We start from the raw sequence: 23,833 nt of genomic DNA, 5'->3' as shown, positions 1-23,833 counted from the left end.
TGGAGATGGGCTCCCGCCTTCGCGGGAGCACACGGGTTATTCGGTCAACGACGCTCGGCGCGCTACCGCGCCCGCGCCGCCTGGTGCGCGATGTCGGTCATCAGCTTGCGGAACAGCACATTGCCCGGCGTGCCCGACGCTTTGAGCGCGCGCTCGCAATCGAGCAGCCGCGTCATCAGCCGCGCGATGCGCACCGAATCCCAGATATGGAGCTGCGCGGTCACTGCGCTCTGCTCTTTCCAGAAAACGCCGCTGCTGCGCGCCGACACCACCGTTGCGGGATGCGCGCCGCCATCGACCTCGGCGCGCAGCCGGGCGAGCTGGCCCGCGCGGATCGCGAGCGCGCGGATGATGCGGATTTCGGCCACCCCGACCGCCGCCGCCCTTGTCAGCATGTCGGGCAGGTCGCCGAGCTTGCCGCCGAGCGCGACGTTGATGCACTCGCTGACGTCCTCTTCGTGGCTCGCGGCGCCGAGCGCGGCGATGTCGGCGGCGGTGACCTGCCGCTGGCGATCCCTGGCCGCGTCGAGATAGAGCGCCATCTTCTCGAGCTCGCGGCGCATCAGTGCCTGGTCGCCCGACACCAGATCGACGAGCAATTGCGCTTCGGCATTGGCAAGCCGCAGTCCCTGTTCCTCGGCCGCCGCGATCGCGATGCCGACGAGCGCGCGGCGGTCGGGCTGGTAGCAGATCGCGGCGAGGCCGGCGTCCGATCCCTCGACGAGCTTGACGAGCTTCGAGCGCGCGGTGACCGATGCCCCCGTCGCGATCACTGGATTGACCGCGCTGTCGGCGCCGAGCAGCGCATCGACCGCGGCGAGGCAATCGTCGCCGCTGCCCGAAATCTCGAGCCTTATCACCCGCGCACCCGCAAAGAGCGACAGCGACGCCGCTTCGGCGGCGAGCAGGGCGCCATCCTGCGAAAGCTGCGACGAGGAAAGGTCGAGCCGCTCGGCCTCCTCGCCCGCGAGCGCGACCAGCCTTGCCGCGAGCGCGTTCATCGTTGCCTCGTCGGGACCGGTAAGGAGGATGAGGCGAACCGCGGGGTCGAGCTGTCGCAGGCGTTCGAGTTCGGCGGGCTTGACCGCTTTCATCGGGCCGTCGGTGCAACGCCGGGCGCCGAGGCGGGGCCGCCGCGGTTCGCATAGACGGCGAGCCGCGCGACGATCTGGTCGGCGACGCCCGAGGCGAGCCGTTCGAGCGAGCTGTTCTCGGCCGCGATCGTCGCATATTCGCTGCCGACGACGTCGATGCCCGCGTCCTGCGCCGCGGTCGCGTCGAGCAGCACTTCGCCGGTCGCGCCGTCGACGAGCTGGTAGCGCGCGCGCAGCGTCCGCCGCTCGCGCGTCACCGAATCGTCGGTGCGGACGCCGAACCCGGTGATGCTGTCCTCGAGCCGGACGTCGAGCCGGAAGCGATTGCCCTCGCCGCGCCCGCCCTGCGCCGCGACGAAGCGGTCGCGCAGCGCATTGCGCACGAGCCAGCCGGCGTGCCCCTCGATCGGCGCGACGTCGATATCGGCGAGCATCGTCGCGACCTCGCCCTTGCTGCCGTTCGCATAGAGCGGCTTCAGCCCGCAGCCGGCGAGCGGCAGCGACAGGGCGATCAGGCAGGAGGCGAGCAGGTCGCGCATCTTAGGGAACAATATTCACCAGCCGGTCGGGAACCACAATCACCTTCTTCGGCGCGGCTCCTGCGAGCAACTCCGCGATGCGCGGGCGCGCGAGCGCGGCGGCTTCGACGGCGTCCTTGTCGAGTCCCTTGGCGAGCGTCAGCTCGTCGCGGCGCTTGCCCGCGACCTGGATCACGATCGTCACCTCGTCCTCGGCGAGCAGCGCGGGATCGACGGCGGGCCATGCCGCGTCGGCGACCATCGCGCTCGTGCGCTGCGCCTCGGGCAGCGCCGCCCACGCCTCTTCGGCGAGGTGCGGCATCATCGGCGCGACGAGGCGGATCAGCGTCGCGCACGCCTCGGCGCGCGTCGCCGACGGCTTCGCCTTTTCGATGTCGTTGGCGAGCGCGTGGATCTTGGCGACCGCCTTGTTGAAGCCCAGGGCTTCGATGTCGGCGGCAACCCCCGCGATCGCGCGGTGGAGCAGCCTCGCCAGCGCAATATCCTCGGCCCCGTCGCCGCGGTTCTCGGTCTCGCCGAACAGTCGCCACAGCCGCTGGACGAAACGCCACGCGCCCTCGATCCCTGCCTCGCTCCACGGAAGGTCGCGTTCGGGCGGGCTGTCGGAGAGCATGAACCAGCGCACCGCGTCGGCGCCATATTGGTCGAGGATCGCGTCGGGATCGACGACATTCTTCTTCGACTTCGACATCTTGATGACGCGACCGACCTCGACCGGCGACCCGTCGGCGGCGAGCGTCGCGCCGTCGGCGGTGCGCGTCACCTCCTCGGGGGTGAAATAGAGCGGCGCGACGCCCTCGCCCTGATCGCGGCTGTAGGTTTCGTGCGTGACCATGCCCTGCGTGAACAGGCTCGCGAAGGGCTCCTTGACCTCGATCATGCCGATGCGCTGAAGCGCGCGCGTCCAGAAGCGCGCGTAGAGCAGGTGGAGGATCGCATGTTCGATGCCGCCGATATATTGGTCGACCGGCAGCCAGCGCGCGATCACCGCGGGGTCGAACGGCTTGTCCGCCGGGGAGCTGGCAAAGCGGAGGAAATACCAGCTCGAATCGACGAAGGTGTCGAGCGTGTCGGTCTCGCGCACCGCCGCGCCGCCGCACGACGGGCAGGCGACATGCTTCCACGCCGGATGGCGGTCGAGCGGGTTGCCGGGGACCGAGAAATCGACATCCTCGGGCAGCGTGACCGGCAGCTGGTCCTTCGGCACCGGAACGACGCCGCACGTATCGCAATGGATGAAGGGGATCGGCGTGCCCCAATAGCGCTGGCGCGAAACGCCCCAGTCGCGCAGGCGCCATACCGTGGTGCCCTTGCCCCAGCCTTCGTGCTCGGCGCGCGCGATCACCGCGGCCTTCGCCTCGTCGATGCTCATGCCGTTCAGGAAATGGCTGTTCACAAGGCGGCCGGTGCCGACCCAGGCCTCGCCGCCTTCGAAATGCTGGCCGGTCTCGTCGCCGTCGGCGATGACGCGATAGACCGGCAGTTCATATTTGCGCGCAAAGTCGAGGTCGCGCTGGTCGTGCGCGGGGACGCCGAAGATCGCGCCGGTGCCATAGTCCATCAGCACATAATTCACGACCCACACAGGCAGGTGCCAGTTCGGATCGAGCGGATGCTCGACGGCGAGGCCGGTATCGAAGCCCATCTTCTCGGCGGTTTCCAGCTGCTCCGCCGACGTGCCCCGGCGCCGGCATTCGGCGATGAAGGCAGCGAGGCGCGGCGAATCCTTGGCAAGGCGTTCGGCGAGCGGATGGTCGGGCGAGATGGCCGCGAAGCTGGCGCCATAGATGGTGTCGGGGCGCGTCGTGAAGACGTCGAACCCCGGCGCGCCGCCGACGAGGCGGAACGAGAACTCAAGCCCCTGTGACTTGCCGATCCAGTTTTCCTGCATCAGCCGCACCTTCTCGGGCCACTGATCGAGGCTCTTCAGCCCTTCGAGCAGCTCGTCGGCGAAGTCGGTGATCTTGAGGAACCACTGCGACAATTTCTTCTTCTCGACCAGCGCGCCCGATCGCCAGCCGCGGCCGTCGATCACCTGCTCGTTGGCGAGCACGGTCATGTCGACCGGGTCCCAGTTGACGTAGCTTTCCTTGCGCGTGACGAGCCCCGCGGCGTAGAAATCGAGGAACAGCGCCTGCTCCTGCCCATAATAGCCGGCGTCGCAGGTCGCGAGTTCGCGCCCCCAGTCGATCGCGAGCCCGAGCCGCTTCAACTGCGCGCGCATCGTGTCGATATTGGCGCGCGTCCAGCCGCCGGGATGCACGCCCCTTTCCATCGCGGCATTTTCCGCGGGCATACCGAAGGCGTCCCAGCCCATCGGGTGCAGCACGTCGTGCCCGGTCATCCGCTTGAAGCGCGCCAGCACGTCGCCCATCGTATAGTTGCGCACATGCCCCATGTGGATGCGCCCCGAAGGATAGGGGAACATCTCGAGGATATAGGCCTTTGGCCGGTCGTCGCCGTCGGTGGCGGCAAAGCTGTTCGCGGCCTCCCACGCCGCCTGCCAGCGGGCATCGGCGGCCAGGGCGCCAAAGCGCATTTCGCGGGTCATATTCTATTCACCCCGTATTTCATTCTTCCGTCATTGCGAGCGGAGCGAAGCAATCCAGAGCGGTTCACGCGCACTCTGGATTGCCGCGTCGCCTTTGGCTCCTCGCAATGACGATTTCCCTTTAACCCTCGATCGCGCCGCGGCGCAGGTCGCGGGCGCGGGTGAGGATGATTTCCTCGAGCTTCTGCACCGTCGCCGCCTGCACCGGTGCATCGACCCAGGTGCCGCCCTGCGACACCTGGCGCGAGGCCGCGACACGCAGCGCGTCGGCGCGCAGGTCGCGGTCGAGGATCGACACGGTGACCTTCATCCGCTCGTTCGGGTTCTGCGGGTTCGCATACCAGTCGGTGATGATCACCCCGCCCGCGCTGTCGGCCTGAAGCAGCGGCATGAACGAGAGCGAATCGAGCGACGCGCGCCACAGATAGCTGTTCACGCCGATCGTCGTCACCTGCGACGCCGCAAGATCCGCCTTCGGCCGTTCCTTGCCGCCGCACGCCGAAAGGCCGAGCACCGCGACGCCGAGCAGCGCGAGGGCGGCCGGGCGACCGGTCGGGACGAGGAAACGAAGCTGGGACATGCCGGACACCTTATTCTGAATGCGGCGGCTGGCCGCAGTGCGGAGAATTGGCAGCGTCTCTATCGCGCTTGCCGCGCCCCGGCAAGCATGGCGATTCGCCCTGTCGCCGCCGTTCAGCTTCGGCTCAGGCAAGGATTGCAAGCGATGCGCCCCGCTTCGGAACAGATGGTCCGGGGCGGGTGCGCAAACTGTGCTCATTGCGCAACAATCGGGTCCAAAAGCCGTTCGCCTGCGAACGATCCGACTCGAATCACTGGAATTATCCGACAAGCGCGCCTATCTGTCGAATGACTTGGGGTTGGAGTCGCAGATCATGGCGGGCAAGCCGCGACATCTTTGGCAGGGAAGCATCGTCGTTCTGGCGGCGATGTCGCTTGCCCTGCCGCCGGCGCTCGCCGCGATGACGCGCAGCGACGCGAACCGCGAGATGGCGCTGTCGGAAACCCTGCTCGGCCAGTTCACGCCGGCGTCGGGCGACCCGCGCCTGATCGCGCGCTATGCCAAGGTGTCGGAAGAGGCGCGCCGCAATTTCAGCTTCACTCCCGCGGTGACCGAGGAAAATCGCAAGAACCGGGCGATCACCGTCGTGATCCGCAAGCGCGACGATGCGTCAAGCGCGGCGCGCACCGCGGCGCTGGCAAAGGGCCGCGCGGCGCCGGTCGCGATCACGCCGATCGCTTATGATCTCGGCGCCTCGGTCGGCTTCCAGAAATTCGTCACGCCGCAGCTGCCGCGCGGCACCGACCTGCGCAACCTGCCCGTCGCCAAGGCGCCCGCCGAGGAAGAAAAGCCTTCGCGCTTCGCGACGCGAATGGTCAACCGGCCGACCGATCCCGCGGGCGCGACCGATCGCATCACCGCACCGGGCGCCGCTCCGGCGGTCGATGTGATGAGCAGCTATCGCATCACGCGCAACCTCGATGTCACCGCCGGCGTCCGCTACAAGGCCGACGACCGGCTCGAGCCGCTTACCGATTCGCGGCGCGACAGCCAGGCGGTCTATGTCGGAACGCAGTTCCGCTTCTGACGTCGCCGGCGGATCTCGGCCGCCTCCACCCACGCATCAATTGCCGCCCAGCCGGGCCTGATCCCGCTTGCCCTGGCGGCGCGGGCCAGCGCGCGCGCGCGCGCCGGCGTCATGCCGCCGAGCGCGACCGCCTGCCCGCCCGCCGCCCGCGCGAGGCGGAGCCATGCGGCGCGACCGAGCGCGGCGGCACCGGGATGCGATCGCGTCGGATAGAGCGGCGAGACGAATGCGAGCGACGCCCCCGCGCGCCGCGCGCGCCGGGCTTCGCGCGCATCGTGGACCGGCATGGAGACGACCAGCGCGAGCCGCTGCGCCTGCGCGGCGCGCGCGGCGCGGCGCCGGCGCAGGTGAACGCCGTCGGCGCCCCAGCGCACGGCGGTCGCGGGGGTGCCGGCGAGCAGCAGCGTCAGCCGCCGCGCCGCCGCGATCCGCGCGAGCCGGCGGAAGAGCCGCCATCGTGCGCCGACCGCGAGGCTGTCGTGGCGCAGCACGACCCCGCTCCCCGGCGGCAGCATCGCCGCGAGGCGTTCGACGGGCACCGGCGCCCGTTCGTCGGTCAGCAGCCATCGCCGGGGCGGGGAAGGGGGGTGGAATCGATCCATCGCGCTTTCTATAGGCGCGGACGAAGCGCGCGCAACGGACGCGCCGGACAGGAGGCGAGATGAGCGAAGCGGCGGAGCGGCTGGCCGAAGTGAGGGACGCGATCGCGATCGCGGCGAAGCGCGCGCAGCGGCGCGCGGACGACATCTGCCTGATCGCGGTGTCGAAGACGCACGACGCCGAAGCGATCCGGCCGCTGATCGCCGCCGGCCAGCGCCATTTCGGCGAGAATCGCGTGCAGGAAGCCGCGGCCAAATGGCCCGAGCTGCGCGAAGCGGCGCCCGATATCGTCCTCCACCTGATCGGCCAGCTGCAATCGAACAAGGCCGACGATGCGGTGGTGCTGTTCGACGTCATCCACTCGGTCGACCGCTCGTCGCTCGTCCAGGCGCTCGCGCGCGCCTGCGACAAGGCGGGAAAGCAGCCGCGGCTGTTCGTGCAGGTCAATATCGGCGACGAGGCGCAAAAGGGTGGCTGCGCGACCGCCGACCTGCCCGCGCTGCTCGCCGAGGCAAAGGAGGCGGGACTGGCGATCGAAGGGCTGATGGCGATACCGCCCGCCGACGTCGAGCCCGCGCCCTATTTCGCGCTGCTCGACGAGCTTGCCGAGCGCCACGGCCTGCCGCTGCGCTCGATGGGGATGAGCGGCGATTTCGAGACCGCGGTGATGCTGGGCGCAACGCATGTGCGCGTCGGCACCGCGCTGTTCGGCGCGCGGGGCTGAGGCGCTATAGCCAGCCGATGTGCTTGAAGCGCCAATAGACGAGGCCGCACACTCCCGCCATCAGCGCGATCGCGAACGGATAGCCGAAATGCCAGCCGAGTTCGGGCATGTGGCGGAAATTCATGCCATAGATGCCCGCGATCGCGGTCGGCACCGCAAGGATCGCCGCCCAGGCCGCGAGCTGGCGGGTGATGACGCCCTGGCGCTGCTGTTCGAGCAGGCCGTTGGTTTCGACCACCCCGGCGGCGATGTCGCGCAGGCCGGTCAGGCGGAATTCGGCGCGCTGCACATGGTCCCATATGTCGCGAAAGAAGGGCCGCACCGGATCGTCGATACAGACGAGCGGGGTCGTCGCGAGCTTGTAGGTCATGTCCTTCATCAATCCGACGAGGCGCTGGAAGCGGATGATCTCGTGCCGCTGGCCATAGAGGTGGCGGATCGCTTCGGCGTCGAGCGGGGTGTCCATCACGCTGTCCTCGACGAGCAGCAGCTTGTCCTCGATCGCATCGACGACGGGGAAATAGCCGTCGACGATGAAATCGAGGATCGCGTGGAGCACATAGTCGGGACCATGGCCGAGCAGCGCGGGGGCCGTTTCGAGCCGCGCACGCACCTCGGCATGACCCCGCGCCGAGCCGTGACGCACCGAGACGAGAAAGTGGCGCCCCACGAAGAAGGCGGTCTCGCCCGGCTGGATCGTGTCGTTGTCGAGATTGGCGGTGCGCGCGATGACGAACAGCTGGTCGCCATAGGTTTCGACCTTGGGAAGCTGATTGGCCTTGAGCGCATCCTCGACCGCGAGCGGGTGGAGTCCGAAGCGCTGCGCGACGCGTTCGAGCTCGCCCGGCGTCGGCGCATAGAGGCCGAGCCAGAAGAACTCGCCCTCGGCGCAATCCTCGGGAATCGCCTCGTCGGGGCCGAGATCGCGGACGAGCTTTCCGCGGTCGTAAAGGCGGGCGGCCATGATTGGCATCGGCAGCATCCTGCTGTTTTCGCGCGAGCATAATCGCACCCGATATGTCGCGCTAGAGTGCGTTCGGTTTTGATTGAATCAAAACCGGCACTCTGGCCGGGCATTGATCGGCGGTCATCATGCGCATATATCATGCGCAAGGAGAATGGCGATGAACGAATCGGCGCGATTCGAACGGCTGTCGAAGACGACACCCAAGCGACCGACCAACGTGTCGCTTAGCATCGCTTTGGTCGAAGAGGCCAAGCGGTTGGGCATCAACGTCAGCGAGGCGTGCCAGTCGGGACTCGCGGCCGAGGTCAAAAAGGCGCGCCAGGCGGCGTGGCAGGAAGAGAATCGCGCCGCGATCGAAGCGTCGAACGACTATGTCCGCAAGCATGGATTGCCGCTGGCCAAATACCGGCTTTTCTGATGGCACAATTCGACGTCTGGCGCACCAGAGACGGCGATCTGGTGATCGATTGCCAATCCGAATTGCTGACCCATCTCAATACGCGGCTCGTCGTGCCGCTGCTGCACGCCGATCAATTCGATGTCGTTGCGCACCGGCTCAATCCGCTCTTCACCGTCGAAGAAACGAGCTATGTGATGTACACGCAGTTCGCGGCCGCCATTCCGGTCAGTCAATTGGGCGAGGTCGTTATGAGCCTGAATGAAGAGGGCCTGACCATCACCGGCGCACTCGACGTGCTGCTCACCGGAGTATGACGATGACGGCGAAACGCATCCTGCTGATTATCGGCGGCGGCATCGCGGCCTATAAGAGCATCGAGCTCGTCCGGCTCCTGCGCAAATCGGGGCATGTCGTGCGCTGCGTGCTGACGCGCGCGGGCGAGCAGTTCGTGACGCCGCTGACGCTCGCGGCGCTGAGCGAGAACAAGGTCTATACGAGCCTCTTCGACCTGAAAGACGAGGTCGAGATGGGGCATATCCAGCTCTCCCGCGAGGCCGACCTGGTCGTGGTCGCGCCCGCAACCGCCGATCTGCTCGCAAAAATGGCGGCGGGACTCGCCGATGACCTTGCGACCACCCTGCTGCTCGCGACCGACAAGCCGGTGCTCGCGGCGCCCGCGATGAATGTGCGCATGTGGCTGCACCCGGCGACGCAGCGCAATCTGGGCGTGCTGCGCGGCGACGGGGTGACGGTGATGCAGCCCGACGAGGGCGAGATGGCGTGCGGCGAATATGGCCCCGGCCGCCTTCCCGAACCCGAGGCGATTCATGCCGCGATTGTCGAGGCGCTTTCTTCTCCCCTCCCGCTTGCGGGAGGGGTCGGGGGAGGGCCTGTTGCTGGAACGGATTATCGGGACACGCCCTCCCCTAACCCCTCCCGCAAGCGGGAGGGGAACTTTGGCGGCCAGCCCGATTTCGCGCCGACCAACCACCGCCCGCTTCACGGCCGTCGCATCCTGATCACCGCGGGGCCGACGCACGAGCCGATCGACCCGGTGCGCTATATCGCCAACCGGTCGAGCGGCAAGCAGGGCTTTGCGATCGCCGCCGCCGCCGCCGAGGCGGGCGCCGAGGTGCTGCTGATCGCCGGGCCGGTGCCGCTGCCGACCCCGCCGGGGGTGGTCCGCGTCGATGTCGAAACCGCGCGCGAGATGGCGGAGGAGGTCGCGGACGGACTGCCCGCCGATGCCGCGATCATGGTCGCCGCGGTCGCCGACTGGCGCGCCGCCGATACGCGCGCGCAAAAGATCAAGAAGGACGGCAGCGGCGCCGTCCCGCCGCTCGCGCTCGCCGAAAATCCCGACATTTTGGCGAGCATCGCGAAAAGCCCCGACCGGCCGCCGCTGCTGGTCGGCTTCGCCGCCGAAACCAACGATGTGATCGCGCACGCCGAGGCCAAGCTCGCCCGAAAGGGGTGCGACTGGATCGTCGCCAACGATGTGTCGGCCGACCCGATGGGGGGCGAGACGAATCGGGTGCATATCATTAGCAAAGCGGGCGTAGAAAGTTGGGACCGGCTGCCCAAGGACGCCGTCGCCCGCAAATTGATGGAAAAGATCGCCGATGACCTCGACCTCCGTTCACCCCTTGATTCCGATTGAAATCCGCCTCCAGCGCCTGCCCAACGGCGGCGGCCTGCCGCTGCCCGCCTATGCGTCCGACGGCGCGGCGGGAATGGACGTCGTCGCGGCCGAGACGCTGACCCTGCGCCCCGGCACCCGCCACGCCGTCGCGACGGGTTTCGCGATGGCGATTCCCGCGGGCTATGAAGTGCAGGTGCGCCCGCGCTCGGGGCTCGCGCTCAAGCACGGCATCACCTGCCTCAACACGCCGGGGACGATCGACAGCGACTATCGCGGCGAGGTGAAGGTGATCCTTGCGAATCTGTCCGAGGATAATTTCGAGATCAGGCGCGGCGACCGCATCGCGCAGCTCGTCCCCGCGCCGGTGCAGCGCGCGACCTTTGCCGAGGTCGCCGCGCTCGACGATACCGTGCGCGGCGCGGGGGGCTTCGGCTCGACCGGGCTCGCGAGCGATGCGAAGGCCGAAGCGGCGAGTCCGGCGAACGTCGGCTCGCTCGCCGCGATCAAGATGCGGCGTTCGGGCGAGTGATTTGCTGACCGACGCCGAACTCGACCGCTACGCCCGCCAGATCATCGTGCCGCAGTTCGGCGGCGCCGGGCAGGCGAAGCTGAAGGCCAGCCATGTCGCGGTGATCGGCGCGGGCGGGATCGGCTGCCCGGCGATCACCTATCTTGCCGCGGCGGGGGTCGGCAGGCTGACGATCATCGACGACGATGTCGTCGAGCTGTCGAATCTCCATCGCCAGCCGCTCTTCACCGACGTCGACGTCGGATCGCCCAAGGTGATCGTCGCCGCCGAGGCGGTGTGGCGGATCAACCCGCACGTCGACTGCGCGATGGTGACCGAGCGGATCGGGGGGGGCAATGCCGAAGCGCTGCTCGCCGGGGCCGACCTGATCCTCGACGGCTGCGACAATTTCGACACGCGGCTGGCCGTTAACCGCGCCGCCGTCGCGCTCGAAATCCCGCTTTTGAGCGCGGCGATCGGCGCCTTCGAGGGGCAGATCGCGCTCTATGAAGGCTGGCGCGGCGACGCCCCCTGCTATGCGTGCCTCGTCGGCGACGATCCCGACCGCGAGGGGATCAACTGCGCCGAGACCGGGGTGATGGGGGCGCTTGCCGGGATGGTCGGGACGATGGCGGCGCTCGAGGGCGTGCGCGCGCTCACCGGCTGGGGCCGGTCGCTCGTGGGGCGGCTTGCGATCCTCGACATGCTCGAGCGGCGCTGGCGCGAGGTCGGCATCGCAAAAGACCCCGCCTGTCCGATATGCGGGGGCTGAGCCTGATCGTCGCGGGCGGCGACGGCGCGCGCCTCTATGCGGCGCTCGAAACCGCGATGGCGGCGGCGGCGCTCGGCGGCCGCGTGCGGATGTTCGTGCAGGGCGAGGCGGTGGCGCTGTTGCGCGCGCCGGCCGGCTTTGCCGGCGACGCCGCGCGCCGCGCCGCGGGACAGCCCGATCTTGCACAGATGATCGAGGAAGCCGCGGCGATGGAGGTCGGGATCATCGCCTGCCAGTCGGGCCTTGCGCTGGCGGGACTGACGGCCGGGGACCTTGTGCCCGGGACGCGGATGGGCGGGCTGGTCGGCTTTCTGGCGGCGATGGACGATGAGGAACGACTAGTCGCCTATTGATAATGACCCTGTGCTCCCGCGAAGGCGGGAGCCCATCTTCCGTCGTTGCCATGTCGAGCCGGCAGGAGATGGGTCCCCGCCTTCGCGGGGACACACTCGAGACCGGCGGGTGTCGGCTCACTATCCGGATTCACGGATTCTCGCACACCTTGATCGCGCCGGGTTCGGGCCGCTGCCCCGCGGGGACGAAGCGCGCGAGATAGCCGCCCGCGGTCTGCTTGTCGTCATAGGACAGGAGCTTGTAGCCCACCGCCTCGAACTCGCAGACGAGCAGGCGGAACGGCGTTCCGTGCTTTTCGATCGGGCGGTCGCCGTCGACCACGATCACCTGTCCGCCTTGGCGCAGTGCCGGGCGCAACCGCCAGAGGAAAGCGTAAGGCTCGCCGATCTCGTGATACATATGCACCATGAAGACGCGGTCGAAGCTGTTCTGCGGCAGCCGCGGATCGTCGACCGCGCCCAGCTTCAGCGACACATTGTCGAGCCGTTCGCGCGCGACGCGATCGGCGAGCCGCTCGATCACTTCGGGCTGGATGTCCTGCGCGAGCACGCGCCCGCCCGCATCGACGCGCGCGGCGAGGCGCACGGTGTAATAGCCGTCGCCCGCACCGATGTCGGCGACGGTCATGCCGGGCCGGACGCCTGACGAATCCATGATGTCCTCTGCCTCGTTGACGCGGTCGCGCGCCTCTTCGGTCGACCATTTGGTCGCGCCGACCGGAGCGACGGGGCGGTCGGCGGGCGGAAAGTCGCGCGCCGTCTCGATCCGGTCGTCGTCGTCGCTCCACGGCGAATCGCAGCCGGCGAGCAGGACGAGCAGCGCGCACGCCGCAAGCCCCGCCCGGACGCCCGCGTGCGCCATCAGTCGATGTCCTCCACCTCGACCTTTTCGCCCGTCACCTTCTGCGACAGCGCCGCCGCCATGAACGGGTCGAGCGCGCCGTCGAGCACGTCGGACGGCGCGGTCGAGGTGACGCCGGTGCGCAGATCCTTCACCAGCTGATAGGGTTGAAGCACATAGGAGCGGATCTGGTGGCCCCAGCCGATTTCGGTCTTCGCCTGATATTCGCCCGACGCGGCGGCCTCGCGCTTCTGCAGTTCGGCCTCGTACATCCGCGCCTTCAGCATCCCCATCGCGGTCGCGCGATTCTTGTGCTGCGACCGATCGTTCTGGCTCGCGACGACGATGCCGGTCGGGATGTGGGTGATGCGCACCGCCGAATCGGTCGTGTTGACATGCTGTCCGCCCGCACCCGACGCGCGATAGGTGTCGATCTTGAGGTCGCCTTCGTTGATCTCGATCTCGATATTGTCGTCGATCACCGGATAGACCCAGACGCTCGAGAAGCTGGTGTGGCGCCGCGCCGAACTGTCGTAGGGCGAGATGCGGACGAGGCGGTGGACGCCGCTTTCGGTCTTGGCATAGCCATAGGCATTTTCGCCCTTGACCAGCATCGTCGCCGACTTGATCCCCGCCTGCTCGCCCGCCTGATATTCGATCAGCTCGACCTTCATCCCGCGCTTTTCGGCCCAGCGCATATACATGCGCTGCAGCATTTCGGCCCAGTCCTGGCTCTCGGTGCCGCCGGCGCCCGCATGGACTTCGATATAGGCGTCGTTGCCGTCGGCCTCGCCCGCGAGCAGCGCCTTGACCTTATCCTCTTCGGCACGCGCGGCGAGCGCGGCGAGGCTTTCGACGGCATCGTCGACGAGCGCTTCGTCGCCCTCCATCTCGGCAAGCTCGATCAGCTCGGCGGTGTCGGCCATTTCCTTTTCGATCGCGCGCGTCGCGGCGACCGCCTCGTCGAGGCGGCGGCGTTCGCGCATCACCTCTTGCGCCGCCTTTGGATTGTCCCAAAGCGTCGGGTCTTCGACCTTGGCGTTAAGCTCGTCGAGCCGCCGCAGCGCGCGATCCCAGTCGAGAAAGCGGCGCAGCAGCGCGAGCGCGGCGTTGATCTTGTCGATATGGTCCTGCGCTTCGGCGCGCATGTCTGTGCTCCTGAATAGATGCGTCCGGCCTTAGTGGCTGGCGCGCCCGAGGAAAAGCCCCGCGCGCGCCGCCGGCCGGGCGTCAGATGATGCCGTCGCGATCCTCGAGGAAGTCGGCGTCGCTGCGCCGCCCGCCCTGCTGGACCGGCGCGTCGGGCTGCTTGGCCGGCTTCGACGGCTTGATTTCCTCTTCGCGGATCGTCCGCCTGGGCTCGCTTTCGGGCTTGAAGGCCTCCCAGATGATCGAGGCCTTCGGATCGCTCGTCGGCCACGCGCCATAGACGCGGCGGCCCGAACGGCGGTCGATGCGAACCATGCGGATATTCCTGGGCGCGGTGAAGGGCACCGGCTGGCGGTCGGCGAGCGCGGCCTGATAGAATTGCTTGAATACCGGCGCGGCGAGGCTGCCGCCCTGCGCATAGCCGCCCATGTTGCGCGGCTGGTCGAAGCCCAGATAGAGGCCGGCGACGATGTCGGGCGTGCCGCCGATGAACCAGACGTCCTTCGGCCCCGTCGTCGTCCCGGTCTTGCCGAACATCGGTACGCCGAGGTCGCGCAGCCGCTGCGCGGTGCCGCGCTGGACGACGCCTTCGAGCATGTGGACGACCTGATAGGCGGTCATCGGGTCCATCAGCTGCTTGCCCGAGGGCGCGAAGCGCGGCATCGGCCGCCCGTCCCAATCGGGCTTGTTGCAGCCCTGGCACGGGCGCCAGTTCCGGGGCAGGATCACCTTGCCGCGCCGGTCCTGAACATAGTCGATCAGGTGCGGGGTCAGCGCGCGGCCGTGATTGGCGAGCATCGAAAAGGCGTTGACCATCCGCTCGACCGTCGTCGTCCCGGCGCCGAGCGCGGTCGAAAGATAGGGTTCGTGCTGGCCGATCCCCATCGTCCGAATCGTCTCCACGATCGGCTCCATGCCGATCTGGCTCGCGGTGCGCACGGTCATCAGGTTGCGCGACTGTTCGAGGCCCCAGCGCATCGTATGCTCGCCGCTGCCGCCCGAATTGCCGAAGTTGCGGAAGCATTTGGTGCCGAGTCCGGCGCCCTGATAGACGCAGAACGGCCCGTCGACGATCATCGTCGCGGGGGTCATGCCATTGTCGAGCGCGGTCGCATAGACGAAGGGCTTGATCGTCGAGCCCGGCTGGCGCTCGGCCTGCGTCGCGCGGTTGAACGAGGAGAGGCGCACGTCGAAGCCGCCCTGCATCGCATAGATGCGGCCCGAATGCGGGCTTTCGACGACCATGCCGCCCGACACTTCGGGAATGTTGCGGAGCGAGAAGCTGCCGCCGCCGCTCGGCGCGACCGCGATCAGGTCGCCGGGCTTCATCGCGACGAAGGCGCTCGTCCCGCGCTTGCGATAGCCCATCTGCGCCGCGCTCGCGGGCAGGCGGCCGGTGCTGCCGTCGGCAAAGCCGATGCGGGCCTCGCTGCCCGTTTTCGACAGCACTGCGGCGATGCGCCAATCCGCATAGTCGACCGTCTTGAAGCTCGAGGCGAGGCGGCTCGCCCATTGATCGTCGGCCTCGATCGTCGCGATCGGCCCCGACCAGCCCTTGCCGCGGTCGTAACGGATCATGCCTTCGCGCAGCGCCTTGGCCGTCGCCTGCTGCATCTTGTCGTCATAGGCGGTGCGCACCCACAGGCCGCCGGCATAGACGCTGTGCGGCCCGTCCTCGGCGGTCTCGCCGAACTGCTCGATCAGCTGGCGGCGCACCTCTTCCATATAATAGCCGCCGACCTGCTCGACCGCGCGATTGCCGCTTTCGGACAGGCCGAGCGGCTGCGCCTGCGCGGCGTCGCGCTGCGCCTTGCTGATCCAGCCGTTGCGCTCCATTTCCTTGAGCACGAAATTGCGCCGCGCCAGCGCCTTTTCGGCATTGCGCGCGCGGCCATAGGTTTCGGGCGCCTTGGGCAGGATCGCGAGGAAGGCCATTTCGTGCAGCGCGAGCTGATCGACATCCTTGTCGAAATAGGCGCGGCTCGCCGCCTGCACCCCGAAGCTGCGACGCCCGAGCGGGATTTCGTTGAGATAGAGTTCGAGGATCTGTTCCTTGGACAGCGCCGCCTCGATGCGCTTCGCGAGAATCGCCTCGCGGATCTTGCGCGTATAGCTGACCTCGTTGGTGAGCAGCAGATTCTTCGCGACCTGCTGGGTGATCGTCGAAGCGCCGACGGGACGGCCATCGTTCTGCAGATTGGTGATGATCGCGCTGACGATGCCGGGATAGTCGATGCCGCCGTGCTGAAAGAAGGTGCGGTCCTCGGCGGCGAGGAAGGCGCGGACGAGCAGCGGCGGATATTCGCTGTAGTCGAGCTGGACGCGGCGCTCGCGCGCATAGCTGTGTACCGGCTTGCCCTCGCCGTCGCGCACCATCGTCGGCAGCGGCGGTTCATAGTCGCGCAGCTGATCGACCGAGGGCAGGTCGCGCGCGAAGATCGCCCAGATCAGCGCGAGGCCGAGCAGCCCTGCAATGGCGAGATAGCCGAGCCAGCGGAACCAGCGGCGCGTCCACATCTCGCGCAGCCAGCCGAGGACGGCATTGCTGTCGCGGCGCAGACGGTAGCGAAAATGGGACGAGGTGTCGGCGGCCATATCGCCCGCCTCTATCGCCTGTCTCCCGGAAAGGGAAGCATGGTTGCGGCGAGGCGCCCTGCGATTAGCTCGGTCATCGCGGCGCCCAGCATCGCGGCGACGTCGGCGTGGACCGCGGCGGGGTCGAGCCGGTCCTCTTCGCCCAGCATCTCCTCGGCGGCGAAGCCGAGCTCGACCGCGATGCGCAGCCGCCGCCACAGCATCGCCGGGTCGACGCCCGGCAGGTGCGGCGTGCAGGCGGCGGCGAGGCGGTCGGTAACGCTGCGGTGCGATTCGAGGCGGACATGGACGAGCGCGGGGGTCGCGTGGAGCGCGCGCAGGGTCCATGCCGCGCCGGGCTCGGCGCGGGTCACGGCGGCGGTGTCGGCGAGCAGCTCGCCGATATGATCGGCCATCGCGGCGATGCCGCCGGGCGCATGGCGCAGCACCCAGGCGTCGAGCACGTCGTTCTGTCGCGCCATCAACCGGCGGCCGAGCGCTTCGAGCACGGCATATTTATCGGCGAAATAGCGATAGAGCGCGGGCGGGCTCACTCCCGCGCGCGCGGCGATCCTGTTGGTCGAGATGCGCTCGATCCCGACCTCGGCGAGCAGGGCGCCCGCGACGTCGAGCAGCCGTTCGCGCGTCGCGGCGGCGCGCGCCTGCTTCGGCGGCGGCTTCATCGCGCGCGGCCGCGCGCGCTCACCGGCCAGATCGCGACCAGCGTGTCGCCGTCGACGACATGATAATGATCGTAGAGATTGACCGTCGGGTCGCAGTGCGGAACCGTCAGCGTCACCGGATCGCCGGGCGCGAGCGTATCGCCGATCCCCGGCGCGATCAGCGCGGCATGTTCGTCGCCCATGAAGGCGAAGAAGGCATCCGCGGGCGCGCCGCGCCGCACCACCGCGGCCCCGCCATCGGTCGAAAGCGACTTGAACCCCGCGTCTATGGTGACGAGTCCCTGATGATTGGCGCTGACCACCCGCGCATCGACGCCGAGCGCGGTTTCGAACGGCACGCTGCCGTCGCCGGCAAGGTCGCAGTCGAGATATTGCTTGTCCATGAAGACATAGCTGCCCGCCTGCAGCTCGGTGAAGACGCCGAGGTCGAGGTCGATGCGGTGCGTGCCGGTCCCCGATCCGGTGACGATGTCAGGCGCGAAGCCCGCGTCGGTCAGCGCCGCGATCGCGCTCTCCAGATATTGCGTGCGCTCGACGATCGCGGCGCGGCGCTCGGCAAAATCCTCGATATGCTGCTGCGACCCGCAATAATATTGGACGCCGCGATAGCGCAGGTGGGGCAGGGCAGCGATGGCGGCCGCGAGTTCGACCGCCTTTTCGGCCGATGCGACGCCGGTGCGCGCGATGCCGGGGTCGATGTCGATGATCACGTCGAGGCTTGCGCGCGCCTGCCCGAGCGCCGCGTCGATCCGCGCGGCGACCGCCGGATGGTCGACCACCGCCATCAACCCCTCGGCGTGGCCCGCGAGCGCCGCGAGTCGCTCGATCGCGCGCGGCGCGGCGACCGGCGAGGTGATCAGGATTCCGGCAATGCCGCCATCGGCCATCACCTCGGCCTCGCCGATCTTGGCGCAGCAGATGCCGAGCGCGCCCGCGGCGATCTGACGTCGCGCGATGTCGACGCTCTTGTGCGTCTTGGCGTGCGGGCGCAGGCCGACGCCGTGCGCCTTTGCCAGCGCCGCCATCGCCGCGATATTGCGATCGAGCGCGCCTTCGTCGAGCACCAGCACGGGTGTATTGAGGTCGGCGCGCGAGCCCTGCCGGCCGATCAGATGGGCGTGGAGCGTCACATCGTCGGTCATGAAAAAAGCGCCTCCAGATGGGGGTTGAGGAATTTGCCCGCCGGGTCGGCGGAGCGGCGCACCGCGCGATAGCGTTCCGCCATCGGATAGAGGGCATCGACGTCGGCGCGGGTCAGCCTGTGGCGCTTCGCCCAGTGCGGCCGCCCGCCATGCGCGCGGAAGATCGCCTCGGCGCCCGCGAAATGCTCGCGCCAAGGCATCTTCGCATATTGGTGCATCGAAATGGCGGCGACCGGCCCCGCGTTCATCGGGCTCATCCAGATGTCGTCGGCGGCGACGGTGCGATATTCGAACGGAAAGGCGACGGGCAGGCGGCCCCTGCGAATCCAGCCGATCACATCGTCGAGCGCGGCGAGCCCCGCGGCGCGCGGCAGCTCATATTCCATTTCCTCGAAGCGGACCGTGCGATCCGACGGGAAGATCCTGTGCGCGGGGCCGCGGCGCCGGCCGTCGAAGCGCGTGCGCATCATCAGCCGCTGGAGAAAGGGCGTCAGGAACGGCAGCTTCGCTGCGACGTCGAGCACGCGGCGAAAGGTCGCCTCGTCGACGTCGCTGGTCGAAGCGGGCGGGTCGCACGGGTCGCACGGCGTCAGCGTCTTCAGGATGACGGCATCGGCGTGCGGGAAGATCCAGAATTCGATGTGGCGATGCTGCCCGGCGAGTTCATCATAGCTTTCGCGGACCTCCGCCCAGCGCTTTTTCTCGATCCGCTCGGCAAGGTGAAAGGCGGGGACGACATCGACGTCGATCTCGGTCGCGATGCCGAACAGCCCGAGCGACAGCCGCTGCGCCTCGAACAGTTCGGGGTTCGTCCGCCGGTCGCACCAGTGCGCTTCGCCGTCGGCGCCGATCAGCCGGAAGCCGCGCGCAAAGGTCGAGAGCGAGCCGAGGGTCACCCCCGTGCCATGCGTCCCCGTCGCCATCGCGCCCGCGAGCGCCTGCGGATTCACATCGCCCTGATTGGCGAGCGCGAGCCCTTCGTCCCACAGCGCCGCGGTCAGCCGCCTGATGCTCCAGCCCGCGGGAATGCGCGCACTCCGCCGGTCGGGGGCGATCGCGATCGCGCCTTCCATCGCGCCAAGGCCGACGATCGCCTCCGCCGATTCGCACAGCGGCATGAAGCTGTGGCCTGCCCCCACGGCGCGGACCTTTTTCGCACCGCGAAGGACGGCGGCGAGTTCGTCCTCGCTGCGCGGATACCCGACCGCCGCGGGCGCGGTGACGCTGCCCGACCAATTGCTCCAGCCCATAGGCCTCTCCCGCCGTGTGGGGGCGATGCTGGGGGCGGGAGAAAAGTTAGTCAAGACTATATTTATGGCGCAGCGGCGGCTTGCGACCGGGTGTTGCCCTATTTATCATCGTCACCCCGGACTTGATCCGGGGTCCATGACTTCGGCGCTGCTGTGGATCCCGGATCAAGTCCGGGATGACGAAAGAGAGCAGGCGAACGTCAGTTCCCCACCCCAAAGCCGCCTTCTCCTTCGGCTTTCCACCGTTTCGGCCGATCAGCGCCCCGACGCCAAGCGGCGGGCGAAGTGGAGTTGGACCGCGTCGCGCACGCCGCGCGCGATCTTTTGCTGTCCTTCTTTCGAGGCGAGAAATTCGGCGTCCTCTGCGTTCGACAGAAAGCCCGTTTCGAGCAGCACCGAGGGCGTGTCGGGGGCCTTGAGCACGACGAAGGAGGCGAAGCGGTGCGCTTCGGTGCGGAAGCTCATGTCGTCCGCGGCCTCGCGCTGGAGCAGGCGCGCGAAATCGGCGGCGACATTCATCGTTTCGCGCTGCGCGAGGTCGAGCAGGATCGACGATACCGCGCCGCTGTGCGCGCCGAGATCGACGCCGTTGATGATGTTCGCCTTGTTCTCGCGCGCCGCGAGCCGCGCCGCCTCGCGGTCCGACGCGACCTCGGACAAAGTGAAGATCGACGCGCCGTGCGCCGCTTCATTCTGGGCCGAATCGGCGTGGACCGAAATGAACAGGTCGGCCTTCAGTCGCCGCGCGATGCCATAGCGCTCCTCGAGGATCAGAAAGCGGTCATCCGCGCGGGTCAGCGCGACGCGCACCCGGCCGCCCGCGACCAGCGCGTCGCGCATCGCGCGGGCGAGCTGGAGCGTGATGTCCTTTTCGCGCTGCCCGCCAAAGGGGGAAATCGCGCCCGGATCGTGCCCGCCGTGCCCGGCGTCGATCACGACGAGCGGCAGGTCGTCGTCGTCCGGCCCCTCGATCTTCGGCAAGGGCAGGGCCGGCTTCGGCTTGCCGATCGGAACGGTGACGCTGTAGCGCTTTTGCGGCGGCCGCGCGCGGTAGCTGGCGGGCGCGGGGAGCTGGTAAAAAGGCCCGAACGGCGGTGCGGACGCCACCGGCGCGGCGAGCGAGAGGGTCGCGAGAAGCAAGGACAGGCCCATGGCCGCGGTTATGCCGCCGGCAGAGCGCCATGGTCCAGCGCTTATTGCGAAGCCCACGGAATGCGGCGCGAAACAGGGTTAATTTCCGTCTGGACGTCGCCGAGGAACGGTGGGTTTTCGTGCAACAGTGGCGCGCCATCCGACCCAATTGCAGCGGTGAAGGTTGCCGTCGGTCGCTGCCGATGCTAGCACCGCGACCACTGACGGCGTTCCACCCTGCCGTCCGGCCTTTCGAGGGACTGGCCCGAACCCGATGAAATCGCGGGATCGCGGCCCCCGGTGCCGGACCGAAGGCGGGACAGGCCGCCAGTCCACCCGGATGACCGGGCGGCGGATCGGTCGCGATCGCCCGCCCTCCGGTCGCCCCAAACAGGTTGATGCCGCATGAGGCTTGCCATGCCTTCTTCTTATCCCGGTCCGGGTGCCTTCGCACCCGCGGGCCGTGGAGCCGAAGACCGCATGTGCGTCCACGACCGGACGCGGGCCGCGCGCGGCAATAACGTCTTTTTTTCTTTGAACCCTTTCGACCGCATCCGTCCGTCCCGGGCGCCTGCGGCCTTTTTGTTTGGCGCGCCGCGGCGCGCCTGGAGTGATAATAATGACCACGCGTATGTTGATCGACGCGCGGCACCGGGAAGAAACCCGGGTCGCCGTCACCAAGGGAAACCGCATCGAGGAGTTTGACTTCGAGTCCGCCGAGCACAAGCAGCTCAAGGGCAATATCTATCTGGCCAAGGTCACCCGCGTCGAACCGTCGCTGCAGGCGGCGTTCGTCGAATATGGCGGCAACCGTCACGGCTTCCTGGCCTTCAGCGAAATCCACCCCGACTATTACCAGATCCCGAAGGAAGACCGCGAAGCGCTGCTCCGCGAAGAGGCCGAGCATGCCGCCGAGGCGGCGATGCGCGCCGAGGAGGATCTCGACGAGCTCGAAGGCGACGTCGCCGAGGTCGAGGGCCATGAGGACGAGAATGGCGACGCCCCGACGCCGGTGACGGTCGGCGAGGAAAGCGACGCCGAGGACGAGCGCGAAGACGCCGAAGCCGGCGAGACCGAAAAGGATGACGCCGAAGAGGCGAAGGACGACCGTGGCGGGCGCCGCGGACGCGGGCGCGGCCGGGGCCGCAAGGGCCGCGGGCGCGCCCGCCGCGACGACGACAATGGCGAAAGCCGCATGTCGCTGCGCCGGCGCTACAAGATTCAGGACGTCATCCGCCGCCGCCAGGTGATGCTGGTCCAGGTCGTCAAGGAAGAGCGCGGCAACAAGGGCGCGGCGCTGACGACCTATCTCAGCCTCGCCGGCCGTTATTGCGTGCTGATGCCGAACACGATGCATGGCGGCGGGATCAGCCGCAAGATTTCGAACGGCGCCGACCGCCGCAAGCTGAAGGCGATCATCGACGATTTGAACCTGCCGCCGACGATGGGCTGCATCGTCCGCACCGCGGGGATGAGCCGCACGAAGACCGAGATCAAGCGCGACTTCGACTATCTCGCCCGCCTGTGGGACGAGATTCGCGAAAAGACGCTGGGGTCGAGCGCACCGGCGCTGATCCATTCGGACAGCGACCTCGTCAAGCGCGCGATCCGCGACATCTATCACCGCGACATCGAGGAAGTGCTCGTCGAGGGCGAGGACGGCTACAAGGCGGCGAAGCAGTTCATGAAGCTGCTGATGCCGAGCCACGCGCGGCGCGTGAAGCAATATGCCGACCCCGTCTCGCTCTATCAGCGCTACGGCGTCGAGGATCAGCTCGCGGGGATGCTCAATCCCGTCGTGCAGTTGAAATCGGGCGGCTATCTGGTGATCAACCCCACCGAGGCTTTGGTGTCGATCGACATCAACTCGGGCCGCTCGACGCGCGAGCATAATATCGAACAGACCGCGCTCAGCACCAATCTCGAAGCCGCGCACGAGATCGCGCGCCAGCTGCGCCTGCGCGACATGGCCGGGCTGATCGTGATCGACTTCATCGACATGGATCACGGCTCGAACGTCCGCAAGGTCGAGCGCGCGATGAAGGAGGCGCTGAAGAACGACCGCGCGCGCATCCAGATCGGCCGCATCTCGGGCTTTGGCCTGATGGAGATGAGCCGCCAGCGCCTGCGCACCGGCGTGCTCGAAGCCTCGACGCGCCCCTGCCCGCATTGCGAGGGCACCGGGCTGGTGCGTACCGCTTCGTCGGCGGGCCTCAGCGCGCTGCGCCTGATCGAAGAGGAAGCAGCGCGCGGCAAGGGCAGCAAGATCATCCTGCGCGCGAGCCAGGAAGCGACCTTCTACCTGCTCAACGAAAAGCGCCGCGAGCTGCGCGAGATCGAGGAGCTCTACGGCGTTTCGGTCGAAATCCTGCCCGACGGCGAGACCGAGGGTGCGCGCATGGCAATCGAGGTCGGCGGCCCGCCCCCGGCCCAGCGCCGCAGCTTCGCCCCGATCGAGCTGATCGAGGACGACGAGGACGAGACCGTCGAAGAGGAGACGGACGAAGACGAAGAGGCCGAGCGTCCGGTGCGCGACGAAAGCGACGATGGCGAGGGCGGGGGCCGCAAGCGCCGCCGCCGCCGCCGCCGCGGCCGCCGCGGCCGACGCGACGAGGACGGCAGCGAAGCCGGCGAAGCGGCCGATGCAGACAGCTCCGGCGAGAGCGAAGAGGCGGCCGAGGAGGCTCCGGCGACCGTAGAGACCGAAGCCGAAGCGCCGGCGGAGGAAAAGCCGAAGCGCCGCCGCGGCGGACGCCGCAAGAAGAGCGACGAGGCCGAGGCCGAGGCAGCGCCGGAAGCGCCCGCCGAAGCCGTCGCCGAGGCGGCAGCCGTCGAGGCCGAACCCGCAGCCGAGGAAAAGCCGAAGCGCAAGCGCGCGCCGCGCAAGACCAAGGCGGCCGCCGAAACGGCCGGGGCCGAAGCGGCGGACGCTCCCGTCGAAGCGGTCGCGGCGAATGATGCCGAGCCTGAGGCGAAGCCCGCACCGAAGAAGCGCGCAAACCGCAAGAAGGCTGTCGCGGCCGAGGGCCCCGCTGCCGAAGCGGTCGAAGCCGAACCCGAGCCCGAAGCCAAGCCCGCCAAGGCGCCGGCGCGCAGCCGTCGCCGCAAGGCCGAACCCGTCGCCGCCGAGTCATCGCCGACCGCAGAGGCTCCGGCCGACGCGGCGCCGACCGACGAAGCCGCTGTCGACGAGACGGGTGAACCGCGCCGCGGCTGGTGGCAGCGCACCTTCGGCAATTGATGCCGCGATGACCGGGATGCTTGCCCTCCCGCGCCCGACCGCGACCGACGCCCTTTGGCTTCAGT

General features: G+C 68.4%; 20 protein-coding genes and 2 pseudogenes. 9 read left to right on the top strand and 13 right to left on the bottom strand.

Annotated elements, in window-relative coordinates; translation table 11 throughout:
* Window positions 1-62: 62 nt before the first annotated feature.
* The 4 genes from holA to KNJ79_RS19175 all read right to left on the bottom strand — a co-directional run bounded on the left by holA (window position 63) and on the right by KNJ79_RS19175 (window position 4,764).
* A complete protein-coding gene (holA, locus tag KNJ79_RS19190; RefSeq protein WP_317152237.1) occupies window positions 63-1,094 on the bottom strand; it encodes a DNA polymerase III subunit delta in 1,032 nt (343 codons plus the stop codon).
* Window positions 1,091-1,633 (bottom strand): LPS assembly lipoprotein LptE, encoded by a 543-nt coding sequence (gene lptE / locus KNJ79_RS19185; RefSeq protein WP_317152236.1) that lies wholly within the window; start codon window positions 1,631-1,633, stop codon window positions 1,091-1,093. Before lptE ends, holA begins: the two co-directional genes overlap by 4 nt.
* A gap of 1 nt (window position 1,634) precedes the next feature.
* Complete coding sequence (gene leuS, locus KNJ79_RS19180; RefSeq protein WP_317152235.1) at window positions 1,635-4,184, bottom strand: leucine--tRNA ligase; 2,550 nt, start codon at window positions 4,182-4,184, stop codon at window positions 1,635-1,637.
* A 121-nt stretch (window positions 4,185-4,305) separates the two neighbouring features.
* Complete coding sequence (locus KNJ79_RS19175; RefSeq protein WP_089215906.1) at window positions 4,306-4,764, bottom strand: DUF3576 domain-containing protein; 459 nt, start codon at window positions 4,762-4,764, stop codon at window positions 4,306-4,308.
* Window positions 4,765-5,077: 313 nt separating this feature from the next.
* Between KNJ79_RS19175 and KNJ79_RS19170 the strand changes: the two genes are divergently transcribed.
* Window positions 5,078-5,791, top strand: coding sequence for a hypothetical protein (locus KNJ79_RS19170; RefSeq protein ID WP_089215905.1), 714 nt, complete (start codon window positions 5,078-5,080; stop codon window positions 5,789-5,791).
* Here KNJ79_RS19170 and KNJ79_RS19165 read toward each other — a convergent pair.
* Complete coding sequence (locus KNJ79_RS19165) at window positions 5,764-6,393, bottom strand: thiamine phosphate synthase (RefSeq protein WP_317152234.1); 630 nt, start codon at window positions 6,391-6,393, stop codon at window positions 5,764-5,766. The genes KNJ79_RS19170 and KNJ79_RS19165 overlap by 28 nt on opposite strands.
* A gap of 59 nt (window positions 6,394-6,452) precedes the next feature.
* Here KNJ79_RS19165 and KNJ79_RS19160 point away from each other — a divergent pair, with 59 nt between their 5' ends.
* Window positions 6,453-7,115, top strand: a complete 663-nt coding sequence (locus KNJ79_RS19160) for a YggS family pyridoxal phosphate-dependent enzyme (RefSeq protein ID WP_317152233.1) — start codon at window positions 6,453-6,455, stop codon at window positions 7,113-7,115.
* Between the two features lie 4 nt (window positions 7,116-7,119).
* On the opposite strand, the gene KNJ79_RS19155 is transcribed toward KNJ79_RS19160, so the two are convergent.
* On the bottom strand, window positions 7,120-8,088 hold the full coding sequence (locus tag KNJ79_RS19155) for a magnesium and cobalt transport protein CorA (RefSeq protein WP_089215958.1): 969 nt from the start codon (window positions 8,086-8,088) through the stop codon (window positions 7,120-7,122).
* A gap of 151 nt (window positions 8,089-8,239) precedes the next feature.
* On the opposite strand from KNJ79_RS19155, the gene KNJ79_RS19150 reads away from it, so the two are divergent.
* The 6 genes and pseudogenes from KNJ79_RS19150 (at window position 8,240) to KNJ79_RS19125 (ending at window position 11,757) form a co-directional block, all read left to right on the top strand.
* The gene (locus tag KNJ79_RS19150; protein ID WP_089215957.1) at window positions 8,240-8,500 is read left to right on the top strand and encodes a type II toxin-antitoxin system CcdA family antitoxin; all 261 of its coding nucleotides are present in this window, start codon (window positions 8,240-8,242) and stop codon (window positions 8,498-8,500) included.
* Window positions 8,500-8,796: a CcdB family protein gene (locus KNJ79_RS19145; protein ID WP_089215902.1), complete on the top strand. Its 297-nt coding sequence runs from the start codon at window positions 8,500-8,502 to the stop codon at window positions 8,794-8,796. The genes KNJ79_RS19150 and KNJ79_RS19145 overlap by 1 nt, the downstream gene beginning before the upstream one ends.
* Window positions 8,797-8,798: 2 nt before the next feature.
* Window positions 8,799-10,142 carry a bifunctional phosphopantothenoylcysteine decarboxylase/phosphopantothenate synthase gene (locus KNJ79_RS19140; RefSeq protein WP_317152232.1) on the top strand — a complete coding sequence of 448 codons (1,344 nt, stop codon included), beginning with the start codon at window positions 8,799-8,801 and terminating at the stop codon, window positions 10,140-10,142.
* Window positions 10,105-10,566 (top strand): annotated as a pseudogene (dut, locus tag KNJ79_RS19135) (dUTP diphosphatase); the annotation flags it as partial. The gene KNJ79_RS19140 and the pseudogene dut, both read left to right, overlap by 38 nt.
* Before the next feature lie 88 nt (window positions 10,567-10,654).
* A complete protein-coding gene (locus KNJ79_RS19130; RefSeq protein WP_317152231.1) occupies window positions 10,655-11,404 on the top strand; it encodes a HesA/MoeB/ThiF family protein in 750 nt (249 codons plus the stop codon).
* Window positions 11,392-11,757 carry a DsrE family protein gene (locus KNJ79_RS19125; RefSeq protein ID WP_317152230.1) on the top strand — a complete coding sequence of 122 codons (366 nt, stop codon included), beginning with the start codon at window positions 11,392-11,394 and terminating at the stop codon, window positions 11,755-11,757. The genes KNJ79_RS19130 and KNJ79_RS19125 overlap by 13 nt, the downstream gene beginning before the upstream one ends.
* A 130-nt stretch (window positions 11,758-11,887) precedes the next feature.
* Here the strand turns inward: KNJ79_RS19125 and KNJ79_RS19120 are convergent, their stop codons facing one another.
* From KNJ79_RS19120 to KNJ79_RS19090, 7 genes and pseudogenes are all read right to left on the bottom strand, one after another.
* Complete coding sequence (locus KNJ79_RS19120; protein WP_317152229.1) at window positions 11,888-12,619, bottom strand: class I SAM-dependent methyltransferase; 732 nt, start codon at window positions 12,617-12,619, stop codon at window positions 11,888-11,890.
* Complete coding sequence (prfB, locus tag KNJ79_RS19115; protein ID WP_317152228.1) at window positions 12,619-13,746, bottom strand: peptide chain release factor 2; 1,128 nt, start codon at window positions 13,744-13,746, stop codon at window positions 12,619-12,621. Before prfB ends, KNJ79_RS19120 begins: the two co-directional genes overlap by 1 nt.
* An 82-nt stretch (window positions 13,747-13,828) precedes the next feature.
* Window positions 13,829-16,342: a penicillin-binding protein 1A gene (locus KNJ79_RS19110; protein ID WP_317152227.1), complete on the bottom strand. Its 2,514-nt coding sequence runs from the start codon at window positions 16,340-16,342 to the stop codon at window positions 13,829-13,831.
* 11 nt (window positions 16,343-16,353) lie between these two features.
* Window positions 16,354-17,004 (bottom strand): TetR/AcrR family transcriptional regulator, encoded by a 651-nt coding sequence (locus KNJ79_RS19105; RefSeq protein WP_317152226.1) that lies wholly within the window; start codon window positions 17,002-17,004, stop codon window positions 16,354-16,356.
* Entirely contained in the window at window positions 17,001-18,146 is a 1,146-nt protein-coding gene (locus tag KNJ79_RS19100; RefSeq protein WP_317152225.1) for a DSD1 family PLP-dependent enzyme, read from the bottom strand. Before KNJ79_RS19100 ends, KNJ79_RS19105 begins: the two co-directional genes overlap by 4 nt.
* Window positions 18,143-19,396, bottom strand: a complete 1,254-nt coding sequence (locus KNJ79_RS19095; protein ID WP_317152224.1) for a D-arabinono-1,4-lactone oxidase — start codon at window positions 19,394-19,396, stop codon at window positions 18,143-18,145. The genes KNJ79_RS19100 and KNJ79_RS19095 overlap by 4 nt, the downstream gene beginning before the upstream one ends.
* Before the next feature lie 255 nt (window positions 19,397-19,651).
* A pseudogene (locus tag KNJ79_RS19090) lies at window positions 19,652-20,461 on the bottom strand (N-acetylmuramoyl-L-alanine amidase family protein); the annotation flags it as partial.
* 685 nt (window positions 20,462-21,146) lie between these two features.
* On the opposite strand from KNJ79_RS19090, the gene KNJ79_RS19085 reads away from it, so the two are divergent.
* Window positions 21,147-23,768, top strand: coding sequence for an Rne/Rng family ribonuclease (locus KNJ79_RS19085; protein WP_317152223.1), 2,622 nt, complete (start codon window positions 21,147-21,149; stop codon window positions 23,766-23,768).
* The last annotated feature ends 65 nt before the right edge of the window (window positions 23,769-23,833 follow it).

This window comes from Sphingopyxis indica (assembly GCF_032879645.1).
Lineage (GTDB): Bacteria > Pseudomonadota > Alphaproteobacteria > Sphingomonadales > Sphingomonadaceae > Sphingopyxis > Sphingopyxis indica.
This window is presented reverse-complemented; position numbering and strand designations above follow the sequence as displayed.